Consider the following 20,574-nt stretch of genomic DNA (forward strand, 5'->3'; position numbering starts at 1 on the left):
GTTTCTCCGCCGGTAGCGGTTCGACGATGACTTCCCACGCGCGCCGGCGGTGGCGGGCGACTACGGTCCAGCGACGTGGCGCGACGTCGGGACGGTAGCCCGCTGCATGCTCCAGCATACGCCGCAGGTCGACCTCGGTGACGCGCCGGTCTTCCATGCGCTTCAACAGGTGCGGACTCAACTCAAGTTCCCATGTCCACCACGGAGGCCATTGCCTCATGTCCTGGTCCGCTCCGTGTTCGGATTCCGCTTCTGTGTTCTGCCTAACGTCGGCGTTCACCCGCGCCGGCGCATGACCGCGCCGGCCGGTGTCGGGTGCAACGCCTTGTTAGCGGGCGGCCGTATCAATTGGAGTTGGTCCCCGGGCTTTGCGCCCGGTTCAGGGACCACCCTGGCAATAAGGACATCGCACACGAGGATCTCCGAAATCTTGTGGAAGGTCGCCTTCTGCTTGGGCAGAAGCTCGTCGTGATCCTTAACTTCAACGAAGAAGCGGTCGCCCGCGGCGTCTGAGACAAAGAGATCTGGGTCTCCGCCGCCCGTGTTGCTGGAGACGGCGCCCTTCACCAGGTCACATTCGCGATTCAGCCTGCAAATCAGTTCTTCCGGGAACCACTGGAACATGCGCGTAAACGCCGGATCCCTTTTGCGACGCTTCCCGGCGTAGTGCGTCAGGATGTACCCGCCGCCGTTGGGCATGCCCGGATCAGAGATCAATACCGTGAATCCGAGGGCCTTGAGGCCCGCCCGAACTGCCACCTCGGGAAAGCGGCCACGCTTGTAGATGCCATGCCACAACTCGACGGGGTACCCATCTTGGTGAAATAGCGAGCTCAGGTCGCGGCTCTCGTATCGTTCGCGGTCGCCCGGATCGTATGCAACGATCAACTCGACCTGTTCGTCCATAATCGCATCCCTTGTCGTCCCGCTAACGTTCCGGTTCAGCGGCGGCGCGCAGCGCCGTCCGCTGCAACCGATACGGTTGTTAGACGGCGCGGTCACAGTCGCTCTTCAAATCACACTCACTCGGCTGGGGCCGTGCCGGGCTGTGGTTTATGTGGCTTTCGCCGAGGATGCTCCTTCTTCATCTCCAGGGTGCGCCTAAGCATATGCTCAAGCATCTGCGGGAACTCCATCGCGAACATGTGAGACTCCTTCCCGCCGAATCCGAACTCCTCCATGAAGGGACCGCGCATCATCATCTCGGAGAATCGACGGAGCCTCTGCATCTCACGTTCGACGGCTTCGACATTGCCTGCCTTGACCGCCCTGTACACCTCCATTGCCAACTCGTAGAGCCAGGGCATGTCATCCCGGACCAGACTTGCCACCATGAGGATGGAGACAGGATCGCCAGGTTCTCCCGACATGTGCATGAGTTCTTCGAACATCATCGGATGAAGCCGACGCATGCGTCTCCGTCGGAAGGGATCTCCACTTTCAGCCAGCCGCTCCGCGACACGTGACGGCAGCGCCTTCATTTCCTCAGCCAGCTTCGCAACAGCGCTCTCGTCCACTTCCTCCTTCGTCTCAGCTTTGGCGCTGCCAGGGGTGAGCTTCTTGAGGAGGGCCGCTTCCGTCGCTTTGAAGGCAGCTACCTGCGTCTTCACGACATCGCTGTCGAGCTCGAGATTCGGAACTCGCCGCGCGAGTTGATTCACGAGTTTCGTGAGGTCCCCCTCGCTGTCGTCCATGTTCATGAACTGATAGAACGGACCGGCGCTCACCCGGCTGAGAGGGACGCCCAGCGCCACGCCGACAACAGGAGTATTCAACTTCCCTTTGGCCACACCTGCTTCGAAGAGGATCCACGGGCGGTCGAGGCTTCGCTCCGTGAAGAGGCAGACCACGTCCGAAGTGGATTGGAGTTGAGTCATCAGGCGCTTGTACCACTCCTCGCCGAAATCGATGCCCTCGGTGCCCTTCTTGTCGGACGAACGGAACGTCTTGATCATTCCGGCGCTCACGCTCTTGAGGAGCTTGCTGAAGGCTTCAGCGAGCTCAGCATCTCGGGCATCGTGGCTTATGAAAACCAGCGGGCTCGCGGCGCTCGAGGGCAGGAGCTCGGCGTCCGATGAGGCTTTCGACTTGTCTGATTCGGTCATCGTTTCTGCTTCCTTTCGAGCCGTCTAACGATCGCGCTCACCCGCGCCGGCGCACGACCGCGGCCGACGGCGTCGGGTGCAGCCGCATGTTAGCCTCCGCTACAGCGTTTGCCTCTGGATCACAGCCCTAGTGACCATCTCAAATAGTTCTTGAGCGTTGTTCGTACATCCCTGCCCGCCATGTTCGCGCGTCTCGCGCTTGTGCTCGGGAGCATTCGACGCGGCGTAGAAGAACAGCGGTGTGCGGTCGCCTTCGCTCCGAAGCCGATCGAGCAGCACATAGCCCTCGCGCGGCCCCTCGCGCCGGCCCATGTCGGAGATGATCGCGGCGAACTTCGTTTGGGCAAGCCGTTCGAACGCCTCGTCAGTCGACAAAGCCAACGTAAATCGGAGCCCCATGGTCTCGAACGCTTGGCGCTCGTAGGTGTTGTTCTCGGGGCGGTCATCGACCCAGAGAATGTGATCCCTCCACTTGTCGCCGCTCGAGACGGCGGCGGGGCCTGCTGCGCGAACGGTCTCCACGATCTTGTGTAGCTGGGCCTCCGATGCTGGGGTATCGCCTTTCGCAGTGGCGGCGGTGAGGGACGCTACGACGGCCATCTGCATCTTGACGTAGTTGTCCTCGTTCTTGAAGTCGCTCGGCGCGAACAGCTTTCCACTGTGTTTGCTGACGAGCCAAGAAAAGACAACAAGCACCAGCACGGGGAATGCGATCAAGAAGTAGATGAGCGGGAGACGCTCCACCGAGGTGAACGAGCCCGCGAACGCCGTGACGAGCGAGGCGAAGCCATAGACAAGCACGATGAAGAGCGCGATGATCCCGAGCGGGTTTCGCGCCAGGGACTTGGCAGTGTCGCCGAAGTTCTTCGTGTCCTCGTTCATGGTTTGTCTCTTCCTTCGTGCGGCTAACGTTGCGATTGAGCCGCGCGGCGCGGCCTCATGATGGCACGGCCGCACCGGAACCCGGAGGCCGGCCAGAGCCGGCCGCAGGGCGTCGGCTCCAATCGGCTGTTAGCCGAGTGTTCGTTTGGCTCGACGCTCGTTCCGCGCATCGAGAGCCCAGGCGAAACGCTTCGTCAACCGCTCCGCTGCCTCTAGTGCCGCTTGACGATACAACTGTTCCGCGTGTCGGATCTCCGGATCCTTGCGCTGCAATGCCTCAGCGGACCAGTACTGACGTACGTTGCCGACCGGGAGTGCGTCGGTTTCGGAGTCGATAGCGACAAACGTTGTCAGATCGGCATCGCTCCTGAGATCCGTCCAATACGCGAGTCTGCTCAGTTCTCTCGCAGCATCGATCACTCCCAGGCGACCCTCAAGCAGATCAACCGCCCTCGCCCAGATCTTGCGGCAGTAGTTCTGCCATTGAGCGACGTTCTGAACGTGATCCGGTGGTTTCACGGGCTGTTCTTGTCGGCTAACGTTGCCGCTCAGCCGCGAGCGGCTTCACTTGTCCGCGCCGCTCGTCGGCTGCACCGGCGTGTTAGGCGGCAATTCGGTACCGCCGTCCGTTTCGCATGGTGCACTCTGACAGCGCCGCGCGACTGCACCTGCCAAGGCTCCCAGGCTAGCCTCGATTTCCACAGACGCCCACGACCGACGAGATCGCGCCGGCCTCCCCACGCGGCCCGGTGGCAGCGTGGGGCGTCTGCGTCTGTGGAGTTAGCAATATCAACGACTGATAATGCGAGTCTCTCATGACTACTGCAGACAGGAGTTCACAGGCGCCTGGCCATCCCGCGTGACCCGAGAGGCCCCGGCAGCCGCGTGCACGGAGGCCGGCGCGCTTGCTCGTGCGGGCGCTCGGCGGCCACTTGACAGACGGGGAGCGACGTAGCAATATGTGTGCATGTCTGACAGTCCTCGAAATGCACTAACAGACACCCAAGCCTCCTCGTTCTTCCTCGCCCCCGCCGAACCGGTGCACCGCCAGTACGAGGCCCTCCGCGCCTACTTTGTCGATCACGAGCCGTCGCATGTCGTGGCTCGTCGGTTTGCCTACTCCGCGGGATCGTTTCGTGTGCTCTGTCACCAGTTCCGCCACGAGGCCGAGAAACGCGCCGGCTTCTTCCAACGCGCCCACCACGGGCCACGCACCGCCCCCGTCCGGGACCAAGTCCGGGATCGCGCCGTGGCGTTGCGCAAGCGCAATCTCTCGGTCTACGACATTCAGCGCGAGCTGGCCCAGTCCGGCCAGGCCGTCAGTGTCAACGCCTTGGCCGTCGTGCTCCGCGAAGAGGGGTTCGCCCGGTTGCCCCGCCGACGCGACGAGGAGCGGCCGCCGACGCTGAAACCCGACGTGGCGCAGGTGGCGGATGTGCGTCGCCTCGACCTCACCCCGCGCACGTTTCGCACGGCCCTCGCCGGCGTGTTCCTGTTCGTCCCGCTCCTGCACGGCCTCGACCTGCGCGCCGTCGTCGAGGCCGGCCCCTTGCCGGGGTCCCGCATGATCCCCGCCGAGCAGGCGCTCCGCACGTTGCTGGCCCTGAAACTCCTCGGCACCGAACGCAAGAGCCACGTCATGGATCTCGTGTTCGACCCCGCGGTCGCCGTCTTCGCCGGCCTGAATGTCGTGCCGAAACGATCGTACCTCGCGGCCTACAGTTCGCGCGTCGACCATCGCGTCAATGTGCGCATCATGGACGCCTGGTTCCGGCAAGTCCAGACGGCGGGCCTGCCCGCCGGCGCCTCCCTGGACCTCGACTTTCATACCGTGCCGGCCCATAGCGCCGCCGAACCGCTTGAGAAGCACTACCTGTCCCAGCGCAGCCGCCGCGAGCCCGGGATCCTGGTCTTTCTCGCGCGCGACGCCGAACAGCGCGTCTTCCGCTATGCCCACGCCGGCATCCCCAAGGCCGACCAGGCGAACGAGATCCTCGCGTTCGTCGCCTTCTGGCAGCGCCACACCGGCCACCTTCCGGCGGAAGTGATCTTCGACTCGCAACTCACGACGCATGAGAACCTCGCCGCCCTCGACCACCAGGGGATTCGCTTCATCACCTTGCGTCGCCGCTCCCGCCAGATGCTGGCCGAGATCTACGGGCGTCCCGCCTCGGCGTGGCGCCGGATCACGCTCGACGCCGTCACCCGGACGTTCCGCACCCCGCGCGTCCTCGACGAGCAGGTGGTGCTCCGCGGGTACGGGCCCATCCGGCAACTGACGATCCTCGACTTGGGCCACGAGGAGCCCACTGTCCTGATGACAAATCACGAGAAGACCAGCCCGGCCACCCTGATCACGCGCTACGCCCAGCGCATGCTCATCGAAAACAACATCTCCGAGTCGATCCAGTTCTTCCACCTCGACGCGCTCTCGTCCATGGTCGGGCTCAAGGTCGACTTCGACCTCCAGTTGACGTTGATGGCCGGCTCCCTCTATCGCCTCATGGCGCAGCGCATCGGCCGCGAATACGCCCGCGCCCAGCCGAAACGTCTCTTTCGCAACCTGCTCGACCTCTCCGCTCGCGTGGACATCGAGGCGGACCGGGTTGTCGTCACCTTCGACAAACGCGCGCACAATCCCTACCTCGTCGCCTCCGGCTTGGCCGACACGTCGACGCCGATGCCCTGGTTCGGCGGCAAGACGCTCCTCCTCCGGTTCGCCTGAACCCCGGCGCGTTAGCCAATTCCCGCACCGTGGAAATCGAGGCTAGCCGAGGCGACCACCCAAGTGGCCCGTGGCCATGCCAGGTCCAGGGAGTCGCGGATGGACCTCACCAGATTGGGCACGAAGTAGCGATCGGGGCTCCACTCGGACCAGATGCCACCCGCCAGAATGCCGCTGATGAGTGCCGCCACAGAGAAGAATACGCTGCGCGTCCAGAAACCCGAGGCGACGCCGACCAAGAGGGCCACTCCGTCTGCGACGAGCCACCACTGCCGAATTGTGACGACATCCAAGACCGGAGCCAATACCCATCGGTCCCACAAGATCGCCGCGACGACGGCGACAACAAGAGCCTGCGAGCATTGCCGATAGGAGAGGCGCGTCATTTGTGTTCGTTCTGCGTCGCTACCGTGCGGCTAACGCCCGGCTTCAGCCGCGGCGGCTCATGGTCGCATCAGCCGGCGTCGGCTGCAAGCCGATGTTGGGCAGCGGCTTGGCGATCGTGCTACTGTACGTTGGTGAGCCTCAGTTTCCGGATCGAACTCGAACTCGAAGACGACGGTCGCTGGATTGGCGAGGTTCCAGATCTTCCCGGTGTGCTCTGTTACGGCGCAACGCGGGATGAGGCTATCGCCCGGGTCCAGGCGCTCGCACTCCGGGTACTTGCCGAACGGCTCGATCACGCTGAGGCCCCCGCCGAGTTCCTGAACGTCTCGTTCCTCGCCGCGTGAGCACCTGGCCGTCCGCGAAAGCTCGTCGCGTCCTTGCAGCCCTGCTCCGAATCGGGTGGAAGCTCAAACGCCAGTCTGGTTCGCACCGAACCCTCTCACGGGAGAACTGGCCAGATTTCGTGTTTGCCTTGCACGACGACGAAGAACTTGGCCCCCGCATGCTCGTTCGGGTTGCGAAGCGCACCGGCCTGCGTCCCGAGGATCTCTGATTCCGACTGCTGTGTTGTCTGCCCAACGACCGCGCTCAGCCGCGGCGCCTCTGTTTCGTCGGCGCCGTCGGCTGCAGCGCCTGGTTAGCCGGTGTTCTTCGTGACTTGTGCGTGCCCTTTCGTCGTGCGACAAACGCCGAATCGTCCCCCTGGTGAAAGAACAGCCGGCCGCGAAGGCAGTCGCCGTCCAACACGGCCCAACCACGTCCCGCCACTCGGTCGCACTCGTCGAATCCATCGAAGGAGAACTCGATGGCGGGCAGTCCGTCTCGAACCACAACTCGATAGTCGACCTCGGCCTCCAACGCAATGAAGGCGATGTACCCGTCGTGATTGCGGCTCAGCTTGAGGCTTGCGGGAGTGGCCAAGTCAAGGTCTTCGAGCTCCCACAGTTCCGTCTCGATGATTCGCCAGTTGCCGAGGAAAGCGTTCGTCTTGTCCATTTCGTCATCCGACCCGCTGCCGGCGGGGCTCGGGCCATTGGATGCCGCGTGGTTGTTGCACGACGGCCGCGGCTCCCGTCCGAGTCGCTTCGGACGTCGCTCGCCTCAAACCAACCTGTAGGTCCGCCGGGCCCTGTCTCCGCTCGATCACGGTCGTTTGTCGTCCGTTGCCTTTGGCCGTCCGGCTAACGTTCGCGCTCACCCGCCGGCGCCGACCCGCCAGCGCCGGTCGGGTGCAGCGCGTTGTTGGGCAGCGTCTATCCTGTCTCATCCGTTTCGATTCGCAGCATCTCGATTCCCTTGACGCCGGCCAGCGCGAAGAAGGGCGTGTTGTCCCTGTATCGGTCGGACAGGTACTGCGTCGTCTCCTGAAGGAAACGCCGCGTGTCGGTATACCACGGATCGTCAGTGACACCCAGTAACAGGCCCCGCTTCGGATGCAGAACGGCTCCGAGCCGGCCCTTGATACTTCCGATACGAGCCTCGTCAAGCGGTTTGTACTCACCCCACCGCACGCGTTGCCCCGTTTCCGCGTTCACGAAGTAGATTTCGTGCGGATAGCGCGAGTTCGCGTCAAGCCGATTCAGGTTGCGGATCTTCTTCTTCGGATCAACTTGGTCGAGCATTCGCCGGGAGGCGGCCTCCGCCATTGCCAGCTGATGATCAGCCATCCGCTCGACGGCGAACCGGAGCTCCAGGGCGGCGTAGAGGAGCTCGGAGTTCCTCCCGCCGCGAAGCAGCCGGCGGGCGCGTTTGATGTGCTCGGCAGGACTGGCCGTCAGGTTGTGCGGATTGTTGAACACGAAGGCATAGGACGCGAGAAGCAGAAGGCAGACCAATCGCGGTAGGTGGTACAAAGGAATCAGAACGAGGCCGACAAGCGCCTTGATAGCGTTCATTCGTGCTGGCCGTCTGCCCAACGTCCGGCGTTCAGCCGCGACGCCTCATGATCGCGCTGGGCGCCGACGGCTGCAACGCCTTGTTAGGCGGCGTGTTCGTCACGGTCCCCAGTCAGTTCAGGAGCGCAGGTACGCGACATACGCGATGATTACCTGCCTGACCGCGGTTCGGGCCATTTCGAAACGCTGCTTCAGCGTTTCAAGACCAGTCGCGTCAAGCCGATAGTGTGCAACGTCATCTTCGTTTCGAAGACGGCGGATCTCCTCGATGGTGTCGCGGAAGAACACGTAATCAAGACCCAGGGTCCGATAGCGTCTTTGATAGTCGCCGTCAATCGAAGGGTCGCCGACAATTGCAGACAGTGCTTTCCAGAGGAACAGGAATGCCCCCGCGACAAGGTGGCCTGCAGTCCGATACGTCGATGGGACCCAACTCGGCCCTGGTCCGGCGCCCATGAGGTAGAGCGCGTGCTCGTAGTAGTCGAGGGCCTTCTCCAGTACGGCGTCGTCAACACCGACCCGCCCGGCTGCCTCGATCACTTGATTGCCCAGACCGGCGAGATCGTAGACCGTCACAGTACCCTGAAACAGAATAATCGGCAGCGGGATCAGGTTCTCTGCTTCGTCTTCGAGGAAGAGCGGCCGAGCGGTGAAGCACTTGCCGTGCTCAAGCGCCAAGTGCTGGAGCAGGGTTTCGACGATCCGGAGGCCCTCGGCGAGCGCGGTCGATCGACCTTCCGCTTCATACCGGATCTCTATGACGTTGTCGATGAAACGCACTTGGGATTTGCCTGCCGCACACTCTACATGGAGTCGTGACTCGAGGAGTCGGTACTGAGGGAGCGTGCCAGGCGTGACGCGAACGCCCGCCTTCGAATGTACCGACGGCCCATGAAACTGTCCTCCCGGCGCCGGCATGACGAGGACGTCCCCGTCCGGCAATCCGAAGGCGCTCGGCGGCGAGACCTCGCAGGCGAGGAGACATCGCACCGTCAATCCTCCGATTCAATCCGCCTAACGAGCAGGTTCAGCCGCGCCGCGCGGTCAGGCCGACCTTGCGGCGACGGCTGCAACCGCATGTTCGGGGCGTGATCCGTGGTCCGGGTTGTCGTCTCCGAGTTCGTGATCCCGGCGGCGAGCCGAGCAGGCGGGCCGCATGGTTCGCCACCGGGCCCGCTCCCTTGAGCAATCGCTCGCCGCTCGCCAATCGTCCGTTCCGTCGATTCCACCGAACATCGTTTAGGTGGAACGCGGGCTTTCCGGGCTCGGACCGCAGAACCGTTTGAGCGTCCGGCCGTCCACCTGGTCCAGCCGTCGCATTGTTACCCCGTTGGACGGCCGAGGCAAGCGGCTTTCGCATCGAGACTTGCACGGTTTCTGGGGGCGTGTGACCGGGAATGCCCGCGGGCGGCCTAACACGCCGGCTCCGTGGATAGGCAGAGAGCCGAAGTGCATCGTGCGCGATCTCGAGCCGTCGCTCCAGTCGTTCGGCGAATTCCTCCTGAAGGACCAGTTGGTCCGGCAAAATGCCGCCGCCGGATTCGATCGTCGCGCGCCCTACTCCTCGACAGTGGGCGTCGCGGCCGCCCGCCCTTCGCGGACCGCGCCGACGAACGCCAGGGCGACGAGAATGGCGGCGAGGATGCCACGAGCAACCTGCGGGACGATGAGGATCGCGCGGTAGAAGTGCATGTCGTTGTGGAGGGACAACGCCTGTAGGGCGAACATCGCACCGATTGAAAGCGCCAGGCCGCCTGGCATCCGCACGCGCACGAGCGCCGACGAGAGTAGGAGCAGCAGCCCCAACACCACCAGAGCAAGATCGGCCCACCAGTCGAGACCGAAGACGCCAAGGAAACCGACGAGCCCGAGCCCGACGGAATACACGCCGTAAGCGGCCATTCCCAGCGTTGCGGCAGTCAGCATTGGCGCCTCGCGTTCCAAACCCGCGTCCTTACCGCATTAGTAGCCGCAGAGGTGATCCAGGTTCCCGAATCGCCATCCTGCCTCCCATTTCTCACTCCTCGCTTCCCACTTTGCATTCTGACTCCTGACACCTGACTGACGCAGTTCTCCGACTGACAGACGCCCCCGACTGACAGACGTCTCCGACTGACGGACTTCTCCGACTGTCCTGTATCATCTTGCCGAGATGCGCCATACCTTCCAGCACCGCGACCACGTGATCTCCTACCACGACGTCCGCTCGCCGGGCGCGCCCGACGCGGGCACGATCCTGTTCCTGCACGCGTTCCCCCTCGACGCCGGCATGTGGCAGCCCCAACTCGACGCGCTGCCAGCCGGATGGCGTGCCATCGCGCCGGATCTTCGTGGTTTCGGGAAGTCGCTGCCAGACCACGCCGCGCCGGCGCGCAACTCCTCAGCGCCGCCATCAATCGATGACTACGTGGACAATGTCATCGCGCTGCTCGATCACCTCGGAATCGACACGGTGGTCGTGTCAGGTCTGTCGATGGGTGGCTACGCGGCGTTCGGTCTGCTGCGCCGTGCGCCGGCGCGACTTCGGGGCCTCGTCCTCGCCGACACGCGCGCCGACGCCGACACCGAGGCCGCCAGGGCCAACCGCGCTTCGATGCTCGACCTCGCCCGCACCCAGGGCTCCGCGGCCGTCGTCGAACGCATGCTGCCGACACTTCTCGGCGGCACGACGCGGGCCACCCGGCCGGCCGTCGTCGAACGAGTGCGGGTGCTGGCGTCGGCGCAATCGCCCGATGCCGTCGCCGCGGCCATCGAGCGGCTGCGCGACCGGCCGGATTCGACGCCGCTGCTCCCGGGAATTGCGTGTCCGACGCTCGTGATGGCGGGCGATGAGGATACGATAACGGGAGTGGACGTGGCGCGCCAGATGCACGGCCGAATTCCTGGTGCCGACCTCGAGGTGATTCCCGAGGCGGGACACCTGTCGAACCTCGAGCAACCCGCGGCATTCAACGCCGCGCTCGCGCGGTTCCTCCAAGCGAGATTCGAAGCCTAGAGCCCAGAGCCCATTATGGATCTTCAACTGACCGACAAAGTCGCCCTCGTGACCGGCTCGAGCCGCGGCCTCGGACTGGCCAGCGCCCGCGCGCTCGTCGCCGAAGGGTGTCGCGTGTGCATCTGCGCGCGCGGCGAGGAACAACTGCAGCGTGCGGCCGCCGAACTGACGACCGTGGCGACGCGGCCCGACGCAATTCAGGCAATTCGCGCAGACCTGACGGAGACGGCCGGCATGGAGGAGGTCTTCGCGCAGATCCTCAGCCGGTTCGGCGGCCTCGACATCCTGGTGAATAGTCTCGGCCTTGCGCGCGGCAGCGGTCTGCTCGAGACCACGGACGCGGATTGGCAGGAAGCATTCGACTTCACGCTCTACCCCGCGATTCGTGCCAGCCGGCTGGCGGTGCCGGCGATGCGGGCGCGCGGCGGAGGCGCGATCGTGATGATTGCGTCGATCTTCGGACGTGAAGCCGGCGGCCGGATGACGTACAACGCGGTCAAGGCCGCCGAGATCGGCCTCGCAAAGTCGCTGGCCCAGCAACTGGCCGCCGATAACATCCGCGTCAACAGCGTGGCGCCGGGTTCGTTTCTCTTCGAGGGTGGCTCATGGTGGAAGCGGCAGCAGGCAGACCCCCAGGGCATCGCCGAGTTCGTGCGGCGCGAATTGCCGTTCGGCCGTTTCGGCCGGACGGAAGAACTCGGTGACGTCGTGGCGTTCCTGGCGTCTCCACGGGCAAGCTGGATCAGCGGCGCCTGCGTCACCGTCGATGGGTGCCAGTCGAGATCGAACATCTGACTACTTGGTGCGATCTCGGCCTGCGTTGCCCAGACGGCTCCACGGATGACCACGACAATGCACAAGACCGTGTTGAGCAAGCCCGATGGACGGGCACTGATTCTCTACGCGCACGCGCCTCTGACGGATGATCTGACGGCGCCGAGTCCGTCGAGCGCGCCGCGTGAACCGAACAGCCACCTCCGCTGGCACCCGCTGCGCGGCGAATGGATCGCCTACGCCAGCCATCGCCAGAATCGGACGTTCCTGCCGCCGGCCGAATACAACCCGCTCGCGGTCACCACCGACCCTGCGCATCCAACGGAGTTGCCCGCCGGGCCGTGGGAAGTGGCCGTGTTCGAGAACCTCTTCCCGACGCTGGTCGCCACCGCCCACGAGCCGCCTGCGATCTCGGTACCGACGCGGCCGGGCCGCGGCACCTGCGAGGTCGTCGTCTTCACGCAGAACCCGAAGACGTCCCTCGGCGCCTTGCCGCTCGACCGTCTCGAGCTCATCGCCGAGGTGTGGGCGGATCGGTATGTCGAGTTGGGCCGACGTGACGACGTGGAGTACGTCTTCGAGTTCGAGAACCGCGGCGTGGAAGTGGGCGTCACCCTCAACCATCCGCACGGGCAGATCTACGCGTACCCGTTCGTGCCGCCGATTCCCGCGCGCGAACTCCGCCAGCAATCGGACTACCTCCAGGCGCACGGCCGCGGCCTGCTCGAGGACATCGTCCGGCAGGAACTCGACGACGGGCGACGCGTGCTGTACCGCGGTGAACATGTGGCCGCGTTCATTCCGGTGTTCGCGCGCTACTCGTACGAGGTGTGGATTGCGACACGGCGGCCTGCGGCGTCGATCGCGGCGCTCGACGCGGAGGAGCGCGCCGACTTCGCGCGGGCGCTGAAGACGGTGCTGCTGAAGTACGACGGCCTCTGGTCGAAGCCCTTCCCGTACATCATGTCGATCCACCAGGCGCCGACCGACGGCCAGCCTCACCCCGAGGCCCATCTCCACGTGGAGTTCTATCCGGCCTACCGCATGCCCGGCCGTCTGAAGTACCTTGCGGGAAGCGAGATGGGTGCCGGCGTCTTCACCGCCGACACGCTGCCGGAGGAGAAGGCGAAGGAACTGCAGGCCGTGAACGTGGTGCTGGAGTAGTGTTGTTTCACTGTGGCTATGACATTTGAACAACTGTTCGGTGAGGCACCGGAGTTGCGCGTGAGCGCGCCGGGACGCGTGAACTTGATCGGTGAGCACACCGACTACAACGGCGGGTTCGTGTTGCCGACCGTCATCCCGCAGCGCACCACGGTCGAAATCGCGCGTCGGTCGGACCGGACCGTTCGCGTGTGGAGCGCCAACGTCGGTGCGCGGTCACCGTTTCAGTACACCCTCGGTTCGGAGCAGCGACGCGGTGCCTGGGCGGACTACGTCCAGGGCATCACCTGGGTTTTGGGCGACGCGGGTTTCGAGATCGGCGGCATCGACGTGCGGATTGAGTCCACCGTGCCGCTTGGCAGCGGCCTGTCGTCGAGCGCCGCGCTCGAGGTGGCCATGCTCCGTGCGCTGCGTGACACGTTCGCGCTGACGTTCGACGACGTCAGGCTGGCGCTCCTTGGTCAGCGCGCCGAAAACGAGTTCGTCGGGGCGCCGGTGGGCGTGATGGATCAGATGGCGTGCACGCTGGCCAGCGACGGCCAGGCGCTATTCCTCGATACACGCTCGCTCGATTGGAGCGTCGTTCCCCTGCCGCCCGACGCGGAATTGATCGTGCTCAACTCGGGCGTCGCCCACAACCACGCGAAGGGTGACTACCGGACGCGCCGCGCCGAGTGCGAGGAGGCGGCGAGGCGTCTCGGCGTGAAGCAACTGCGCGACCTGGACGTGAAGGATGTGCCGCGGGTGATGGAACTTCCAGACCCGCTCGGCCGTCGCGCGCGCCACGTCGTCACCGAGGACGATCGTGTGCTGGCCGCCGTGCGCGTCATGCGGTCCGGCGACCTGGCGGAACTCGGCCGGCTGTTCTACGCCTCGCACGACTCGATGCGCGACGACTACGAGGTTTCGATTCCGGAGATCGACCTCCTCGTCGACCTGGCGCGCGCCGAACCCGACGTCTACGGCGCCCGCCTGACGGGCGGCGGCTTTGGCGGCTCGGTCGTGATGCTGGCCCGTCCGGGCCACGCTGTCGACGTGGCCGCCCGCATCGCCAGCCATTACGCGGAGAAGACCCGCCAGAGGCCGACCGTGCTCGTGCCGGCCTGACTTTCGCCTCTTGATCGTCCCGTCACGCACTGGTACGATGCCCCATGCCCAGGCGACGGCACGACGCGGATGAAGGAGGGCGCCAGGAGTCCGACCTGCTGGCGCTCCGGGCTCCCGAGGGCGGGGGCATCTCCCGCGAGCAGGCGCTCCAGGCGGCGATCCACCATCTCGTCCCGTCCTGGCACAGGGACCAGCCCGACTCGCCCGACGAGATCATCACCGCTGTCCGGCGGATGCCGCCTGCCGATCCGATTTGCGCGCCGATGCCCGCCGGGGTCGATCCGCGCCTCGTCTCGGCGCTCGCCAGTCGCGGCATCCGGGAGCTCTACACCCACCAGGCTGCTGCCGTCGCCCACGCGCTCGATCGCCAGCACGTCGTCGTCACCACGCCGACGGCCTCTGGCAAGACGCTGTGCTACAACATTCCGGTCCTCAACGAGATCCTGCGCGACCCGGCAACCCGGGCGCTCTACCTGTTCCCGACGAAGGCTCTGGCGCAGGACCAGCTCGCGGAACTCGACCGCCTGGCCCAGGTCATCAACGAGGCGGCCGGACTGGATCTCGGCGTCTTCACCTACGACGGCGACACGCCGCAGGATGCGCGGCGCGCGATCCGGTCGCGCGCGCAAGTGATTCTCACCAACCCCGACATGCTCCACTCGGGCATCCTGCCGCACCACCCGAAGTGGGCGCGCCTCTTCGAGAACCTCCGCTTCATCGTCATCGACGAGCTGCACGCGTACCGCGGCGTGTTCGGCAGCCACCTGGCCAACGTGCTGCGACGGTTGCGGCGCGTGTGCCGTCACTACGGTTCGGACCCGCTGTTCATCTGCTCGTCGGCGACGATTGCGAACCCGCGCGAGCTGGCGGAGCGGCTCACCGAGCAGCCGTTCGAGCTCGTCGAGGAGAGCGGGGCGCCCCGGGGCGAGAAGTACTTCTTCTTCGTCAACCCGCCGATCGTCAACAAGCAACTCGGCATCCGGCGGTCCTACACGCAGGAGACCAGGCGCGTGGCGCTCGAATTCCTGCGGCGCGGCCTCCAGTTGATCGTGTTCGCGCAGAGCCGGCTGGTGACCGAGGTCCTCACCCGCTACCTGAAGGACTCGTTCCAGGGGCCACCGGGCGCGGACGATGTGGTGCGCGGGTATCGCGGCGGATACCTGCCGAACCGGAGAAGGGAAATCGAGAAAGGGCTGCGCGACGGCGAGGTTCGCGCGGTCGTCGCGACGAGCGCGCTCGAACTGGGGATCGACATCGGGGCGCTCGACGTCGCCGTGCTCGCCGGCTACCCGGGCACGATCGCGGCAACGTGGCAGCGGGCCGGCCGGGCCGGCCGGCGTGCCGGCCCATCGGCTGCGGTGCTCGTCGCCAGCAGCGCGCCGCTCGACCAGTACGTCGTGCGAAACCCGTCCTACTTCTTCGACGCGTCTCCCGAGCACGCGCTCATCAATCCGGACAACCTCCAAATCCTGCTGGCGCACATCAAGTGCGCGGCGTTCGAGCTGCCGTTCGGCACCGCCGAGGTGTTCGGACGCGAGAGCGTGCAGGACATCCTGCAGATCCTCGCGGAGGAGGGGCTCGTCCACCTCGCCGAGGCGCAGGCGCCGGACGATGAGGCCCACTGGCACTGGACGAATGAATCCTATCCGGCCGACGCCATCAGCCTGCGGTCGGTCTCCTCGGACAACTTCGTCATCGTCGACACCACGGACCACACGCGCGTCATCGGCGAGACCGACTTCACGAGCGCGCCGTCGACCCTCCACGAAAAGGCGATCTATCTCGTCGAGGGCACGCTCTATCAGGTGGAGCGGCTCGATTTCGAGAACCGGAAGGCGTTCGTGCGGCAGGTGGATTGCGACTACTACACCGACGCCATCCGCTACGACCGTGTGACAATCCTCGACACATTCGAGACGGATCCTGGTGCTGCCGTTGCTGACCCGGTTGAGCGTCCGAAGACACTGGTGCGGCAGGGCCCCATCCCTGCCCCGTGGTCGCACGGCGAGGTTCACGTCGTGTCGCGCGTCGTCGGTTTCAAGAAGATCAAGTTCTACACGAACGAGAACGTCGGCTCCGGCGAGCTCGATCTTCCCGAACAGGAGATGCACACGACCGGTTGCTGGTTCACCATCCCGCGCGGCCTGATGACCTCGCTGCCGTACGGGGGGGATGACCGGCGTGACGGCGTGATGGGCCTCGCGTTCGCGATGCGACAGATCGCGCAGTTGCTCCTGATGTGCGATCGACACGACATCGGCGTGTCGATTGGCAACGGGACGGCGATGGACGTGACGGCCGGCGCGGCGGTCGGCGAAGGCGTCTCGACTCGCGGGCGGGGACGCGGCGCCGGGCAGGAGCCGGTGGACTACGACGAGCCGCGCGTTTTCGTCTACGACAACTATCCTGGCGGCATCGGCCTGTCCGAGCCGCTCTTCACGATGCGTCAGCCGCTCGTCGGCAGGACGCGTGACCTCATCATCGGGTGTCCGTGCGAGTCTGGCTGCCCGTCGTGCGTCGGGCCGCTCGGAGAAGTCGGGCCGCTCGCGAAGACCGTGGCGCTCGACATCCTCACCCGGCTGTCGGCGGTCGCGAGTTGACCATGGACCGCGCCGCGCTGGCCGCCCGCATCCAGGAGATTCTCAAGACGCGAGATGGACGGGCGTCTGGCACCGTGGGCCGGGCGGTTGCGGGAGAGGGCCGGGCGGTTGAGGGAGTGGGACGGGCGTCTCGCCCGTCCGAGTTGCTCGACGTGCTTGGCGGGACGATCCTCGATGGGCTTCTCGGCGCATGTGTCGTGGTGGATCGCGACTACGATCTGTCGTTCCGGCACGGGCATCATCTCGTCGAACGGTACCTCGGGGCCGCCCGGGCGTCGGTGGGCTGCCTGCCATGGTTCCTAGAGGACAGAGCCTCCTCACGGGCGGGACGCCCGTGCCACTCGGCGGGACCTTTAGGCCACTCGGCGGGACCTTTGGGCCACTCGGCGGGACGCCCGTGCCACCCATCATTCCTGTTCTTCGACCTCGAGACGACCGGTCTCAGCGGCGGCGCCGGTACGTTGGCGTTTCTCGCCGGGTTCGGGTTCTTCACGACGAGTGGATTCCACACGCGCCAGTTCTTCCTGCGCGGATACGGCGAGGAGCGGGCACAACTGGAGACGGTTCGTGAATTCGCCGCCGGGTACGACGCCCCGACCCTTGTCACCTACAACGGCCGCTCGTTCGATGTGCCGCTGATCGACACGCGCTACCAGTTCCACCGAACTCGATCACCGTTCACCGAGCTGGCGCATCTCGACATGCTGTTCCCCGCGCGGCGGCTCTGGCGTCGCCGGCTGACGCGCGACGAGGAGCCTGGGAGTTGCGCGCTGTCGGCGATCGAGCGTGACATCCTCGGGGTCCACCGTGTCGACGACGTCCCCGGCTTCGAGATTCCGGCGCGGTATTTCGCCTATGCGCGGAGCGGCGACGCCCGAGGGCTCGTGGGCGTCCTCGAGCACAACCGGCTCGACCTGCTGTCGCTGGCCGCCGTGATGGCCATCGTCCTCGATATGGTGCGGGAGGGAGCCGAGGCCGCACGCGACCGTCACGATTGTCTGGCCCTCGGCCGGCTGTACGAGTACCTCGGCCGGCTGCCGGACGCCGAGCGCTGTTACGTGGCGGCGGCCACTCGCGACGGCACGATCGAGATCGAACTCGACCGGCTGGCGCGTGCCGAGTCCCTCCACTGGCTGGCCCGGCACCTCCGGCGCACCCGCAGGTTCCAGGCAGCGGCGGAGGCGTGGCGCGAGCTGTCGGAGATCGTCGGCCTCGACGTCGACGTCAGACGCGAGGCGCTGGAAGCGCTGGCCGTCCACCACGAACACCGTGCGAAGGACCTCGAGGCCGCTCGGACCTTCGCGCGCCGCGCGCTCGACCTGGCCCACGACGCCCGGCACTCCGAGGACGTCCAGCACCGGCTCGGCCGGCTCGATCGGAAGCTGACGCGCGGCCCGCAATCGCCTCCCGACAGCGACATCCCCGGCTGGTAGTGATGCGTCGCCACGGCCGGACGAGGACGGGCGTGACGCCCGTCCCACTCAGGTGGTCGGAGTGGCACGGGTGTTCCGCCCGTCCTCACTCAGATGGCCGGAGTGGCACGGGTGTTCCGCCCGTCCTCACTCAGATGGCCGGAGTGGCACGGGCGTCCCGCCCGTCCTCACCGTGCTATCATCGGGCGCTTCGCGAAAGGACTCATCCGTGACGATTCAGCTCAAAGACCTGGGCCGGGCGGTTCTCGAAACCGAGTACGCCGTGCGCGGTCCCATCGTGGCGCGTGCGCAGGATCTCGAACGGCAGGGCCGCGAGATCATCTACTGCAATATCGGCAACCCGCAGGCGCTCGAGCAGAAGCCTCTGACCTACCTGCGCCAGGTGCTCGCGCTCTGCCAGTACCCCGAGTTGATCGGCCGGGCCGCCTCCCTGTTTCCTTCGGATGTCATCGAGGCGGCGCAACGATTGCTGAAGGGCACGCGCCACGGGCTGGGTGCGTACTCCGAGAGCAAGGGCGTGCGCTACATCCGGGAAGCCGTCGCGGAGTTCATCCACCAGCGCGACGGGATCGAGGTGGATGTCGAGGCCATCTACCTGACCGACGGGGCGTCGAAGGGCGTGCAGACGGCGCTGCGCATCCTCATCAGCGGGCCGCACGACGGAATCATGATTCCCATCCCGCAGTATCCGCTCTACAGTGCGACGCTCACGCTCTACGAGGGCAAGCAGGTCGGCTACTACCTGGATGAAGGCCATGACTGGAGGCTCAGCAGGAAGATGCTCCAGGACAGCCTCGACGAGGCCAGGCGCTACGGCGTCAGGGTCAAGGCGATCTGCGTGCTCAATCCGGGCAACCCGACGGGCTCGGTGCTGGATCGCGGCAATATCGGCATGCTCATCGAGTTCGCGAAGGAACACGGCCTCGCGATTCTCGCCGACGAGGTCTATCAGGAAAACGTCTACCTGAGCGGCGACCGGTTCGTCTCGTTCGCGAAGGTGATGACCGAGAAGGCGGAGACCGACGTCAGTCTCTTCAGCTTCCACTCCTGCTCGAAGGGATTCCTGGGTGAATGTGGCCAGCGCGGCGGGTACATGGAAGTCCGCAACATCCCTGCAGACGTGGTGGCGCAGATCACGAAGCTGCAGTCGGTGTCGCTGTGCTCGAACCTGACGGGCCAGGCCGCGGTGTACTGCATGGTGCATCCGCCGAAGGCCGGTGAACCGTCGTACGAGACGTACGCACACGAGCGAGACGGCATTCTCGGGGAGCTGAAGACGCGCGCGGCGCTGCTTGCCGACGGTCTCAACAGAATTCCGGGGATTCAGTGCAACGTCGTCGCCGGCGCCATGTACGCGTTCCCGCGGATCACGCTGCCGGCCGGACGAAGCGACGAGGAGTACTGCATGGCGCTGCTCGACCAGACCGGCATCTGCGTGGTGCCGGGATCGGGGTTTGGGCAGATTCCGGGAACGGCACACTTCCGCACGACGATCCTGCCGCCGACGCGGAAGATTGAACAGGTGGTCGAGCGACTGGCGAGGTTCCACGAGGGATACAGGTAAGTCAGGTGCTGAAGGTGCCACGGGTGCTGGGGGTGCTGGAGGTGCGGTGCTGACGGACGCACCCAGCACTTTTCTCGATCCCCGTATTGACCTGTCTATCACTGCAGGGTTCATCCTCGGATCAGCCCATGTTGACCGTGACCGGACTTGCCCGTCGCTGCGGCCTCAGTCGCAGCACCGTGCTGTACTACGAGTCGATCGGGTTGCTGAAGCCGTCCGGGAGGACGCTCGGCAACTACCGGCAGTACGGCGAGAAGGACACCGAGCGCCTTCGGCAGATCTGCGCCTATCGCCATGTGGGCCTGAGCCTTGCTGATATCCGGTCGGTGCTGGGCCACGCCACCAGTGACGCGGCGTCCGTGCTGCAGCGACGGTTGCTGGAGCTGGATGCGGAGATCGAGACACTGCGCAGCCATCAGCGGGGAATCCTCAGGCTCCTCGAGCACAAAGGGTTCAGGAGAGCAGAGATGATCACCAAGGAGAAGTGGGTCGGCATCATGAAGGGCTGCGGGTTCTCCGACGATCAGATGCACGCCTGGCACGTCGAGTTCGAACGCTCGGCGCCAGCGGAACACCAGGAGTTCCTCGAGTTCCTGCACATCCCGGTCGACGAGATCAAGAAGATCCGGGAGTGGTCGAAGAAGGGCGGGAAGGGATAGGGGAAATCTGTGGGGCGGGTCGTCTGGCCCGCCCCTTTTCCAGCAACAGCTACGCGGTAGGCGCAGGCGCGGCCGGCTCGGTCGTGCCCTTGGCGGCAGCCTTCTTGGCCTTTTCGGCCTGCCTGCGGCTCTCGGATGTCTGCACGCCAAATTTCTTCGTGAACCGCTCAACGCGGCCCTCGGTGTCAATCAGCTTCTGACGGCCGGTGAAGAACGGGTGGCACTGCGAGCAGATTTCCAGGCGGAGCTCGTCCTTGGTCGAGCGGGTCTTCCAGGTGGCCCCG

General features: G+C 65.5%; 21 protein-coding genes. 11 read left to right on the forward strand and 10 right to left on the reverse strand.

The window, feature by feature from the left end; translation table 11 throughout:
- Positions 1-276: 276 nt before the first annotated feature.
- The 4 genes from VGK32_04135 to VGK32_04150 all read right to left on the reverse strand — a co-directional run bounded on the left by VGK32_04135 (position 277) and on the right by VGK32_04150 (position 3,506).
- On the reverse strand, positions 277-906 hold the full coding sequence (locus VGK32_04135; protein ID HEY3380930.1) for a hypothetical protein: 630 nt from the start codon (positions 904-906) through the stop codon (positions 277-279).
- Positions 907-1,022: 116 nt separating this feature from the next.
- Positions 1,023-2,105 (reverse strand): hypothetical protein, encoded by a 1,083-nt coding sequence (locus VGK32_04140; GenBank protein HEY3380931.1) that lies wholly within the window; start codon positions 2,103-2,105, stop codon positions 1,023-1,025.
- A gap of 99 nt (positions 2,106-2,204) precedes the next feature.
- Entirely contained in the window at positions 2,205-2,987 is a 783-nt protein-coding gene (locus tag VGK32_04145) for a response regulator (GenBank protein HEY3380932.1), read from the reverse strand.
- 129 nt (positions 2,988-3,116) lie between these two features.
- Positions 3,117-3,506, reverse strand: coding sequence for a hypothetical protein (locus VGK32_04150; GenBank protein HEY3380933.1), 390 nt, complete (start codon positions 3,504-3,506; stop codon positions 3,117-3,119).
- Between the two features lie 448 nt (positions 3,507-3,954).
- On the opposite strand from VGK32_04150, the gene VGK32_04155 reads away from it, so the two are divergent.
- Positions 3,955-5,712: a transposase gene (locus VGK32_04155; protein HEY3380934.1), complete on the forward strand. Its 1,758-nt coding sequence runs from the start codon at positions 3,955-3,957 to the stop codon at positions 5,710-5,712.
- 11 nt (positions 5,713-5,723) lie between these two features.
- Here VGK32_04155 and VGK32_04160 read toward each other — a convergent pair whose 3' ends face one another.
- A complete protein-coding gene (locus VGK32_04160; GenBank protein HEY3380935.1) occupies positions 5,724-6,098 on the reverse strand; it encodes a hypothetical protein in 375 nt (124 codons plus the stop codon).
- Positions 6,099-6,230: 132 nt separating this feature from the next.
- Between VGK32_04160 and VGK32_04165 the strand changes: the two genes are divergently transcribed.
- Together VGK32_04165 and VGK32_04170 are read left to right on the forward strand one after the other, a co-directional pair.
- Positions 6,231-6,443 carry a type II toxin-antitoxin system HicB family antitoxin gene (locus VGK32_04165; GenBank protein HEY3380936.1) on the forward strand — a complete coding sequence of 71 codons (213 nt, stop codon included), beginning with the start codon at positions 6,231-6,233 and terminating at the stop codon, positions 6,441-6,443.
- The gene (locus VGK32_04170; GenBank protein HEY3380937.1) at positions 6,440-6,652 is read left to right on the forward strand and encodes a type II toxin-antitoxin system HicA family toxin; all 213 of its coding nucleotides are present in this window, start codon (positions 6,440-6,442) and stop codon (positions 6,650-6,652) included. Before VGK32_04165 ends, VGK32_04170 begins: the two co-directional genes overlap by 4 nt.
- Positions 6,653-6,687: 35 nt before the next feature.
- Here VGK32_04170 and VGK32_04175 read toward each other — a convergent pair whose 3' ends face one another.
- The 4 genes from VGK32_04175 to VGK32_04190 all read right to left on the reverse strand — a co-directional run bounded on the left by VGK32_04175 (position 6,688) and on the right by VGK32_04190 (position 9,920).
- Positions 6,688-7,095 (reverse strand): hypothetical protein, encoded by a 408-nt coding sequence (locus tag VGK32_04175; GenBank protein ID HEY3380938.1) that lies wholly within the window; start codon positions 7,093-7,095, stop codon positions 6,688-6,690.
- A 257-nt stretch (positions 7,096-7,352) separates the two neighbouring features.
- Positions 7,353-7,994 carry a hypothetical protein gene (locus tag VGK32_04180; GenBank protein HEY3380939.1) on the reverse strand — a complete coding sequence of 214 codons (642 nt, stop codon included), beginning with the start codon at positions 7,992-7,994 and terminating at the stop codon, positions 7,353-7,355.
- A 117-nt stretch (positions 7,995-8,111) separates the two neighbouring features.
- The gene (locus VGK32_04185) at positions 8,112-8,774 is read right to left on the reverse strand and encodes a hypothetical protein (protein HEY3380940.1); all 663 of its coding nucleotides are present in this window, start codon (positions 8,772-8,774) and stop codon (positions 8,112-8,114) included.
- Positions 8,775-9,551: 777 nt separating this feature from the next.
- Positions 9,552-9,920 (reverse strand): hypothetical protein, encoded by a 369-nt coding sequence (locus VGK32_04190; protein ID HEY3380941.1) that lies wholly within the window; start codon positions 9,918-9,920, stop codon positions 9,552-9,554.
- A 226-nt stretch (positions 9,921-10,146) separates the two neighbouring features.
- Here VGK32_04190 and VGK32_04195 point away from each other — a divergent pair, with 226 nt between their 5' ends.
- The 8 genes from VGK32_04195 to VGK32_04230 all read left to right on the forward strand — a co-directional run bounded on the left by VGK32_04195 (position 10,147) and on the right by VGK32_04230 (position 20,290).
- Complete coding sequence (locus VGK32_04195) at positions 10,147-10,989, forward strand: alpha/beta fold hydrolase (GenBank protein HEY3380942.1); 843 nt, start codon at positions 10,147-10,149, stop codon at positions 10,987-10,989.
- Positions 10,990-11,004: 15 nt separating this feature from the next.
- Positions 11,005-11,784, forward strand: a complete 780-nt coding sequence (locus tag VGK32_04200) for an SDR family oxidoreductase (GenBank protein HEY3380943.1) — start codon at positions 11,005-11,007, stop codon at positions 11,782-11,784.
- Between the two features lie 57 nt (positions 11,785-11,841).
- Entirely contained in the window at positions 11,842-12,927 is a 1,086-nt protein-coding gene (galT, locus tag VGK32_04205) for a galactose-1-phosphate uridylyltransferase (GenBank protein HEY3380944.1), read from the forward strand.
- Between the two features lie 18 nt (positions 12,928-12,945).
- Positions 12,946-14,034, forward strand: coding sequence for a galactokinase (gene galK / locus VGK32_04210; GenBank protein ID HEY3380945.1), 1,089 nt, complete (start codon positions 12,946-12,948; stop codon positions 14,032-14,034).
- A 44-nt stretch (positions 14,035-14,078) separates the two neighbouring features.
- Entirely contained in the window at positions 14,079-16,634 is a 2,556-nt protein-coding gene (locus tag VGK32_04215; protein HEY3380946.1) for a DEAD/DEAH box helicase, read from the forward strand.
- 2 nt (positions 16,635-16,636) lie between these two features.
- On the forward strand, positions 16,637-18,067 hold the full coding sequence (locus VGK32_04220; GenBank protein HEY3380947.1) for a ribonuclease H-like domain-containing protein: 1,431 nt from the start codon (positions 16,637-16,639) through the stop codon (positions 18,065-18,067).
- 208 nt (positions 18,068-18,275) lie between these two features.
- A complete protein-coding gene (locus VGK32_04225) occupies positions 18,276-19,631 on the forward strand; it encodes an aminotransferase class I/II-fold pyridoxal phosphate-dependent enzyme (protein HEY3380948.1) in 1,356 nt (451 codons plus the stop codon).
- A gap of 128 nt (positions 19,632-19,759) precedes the next feature.
- Entirely contained in the window at positions 19,760-20,290 is a 531-nt protein-coding gene (locus tag VGK32_04230) for a MerR family transcriptional regulator (GenBank protein ID HEY3380949.1), read from the forward strand.
- A gap of 49 nt (positions 20,291-20,339) precedes the next feature.
- Here VGK32_04230 and rpmE read toward each other — a convergent pair.
- Positions 20,340-20,574: 50S ribosomal protein L31 (gene rpmE / locus VGK32_04235; protein ID HEY3380950.1), on the reverse strand; the 235-nt coding region annotated here is incomplete at its 5' end.

Source organism: Vicinamibacterales bacterium (genome assembly GCA_036504215.1).
Classification (GTDB): domain Bacteria; phylum Acidobacteriota; class Vicinamibacteria; order Vicinamibacterales; family Fen-181; genus FEN-299.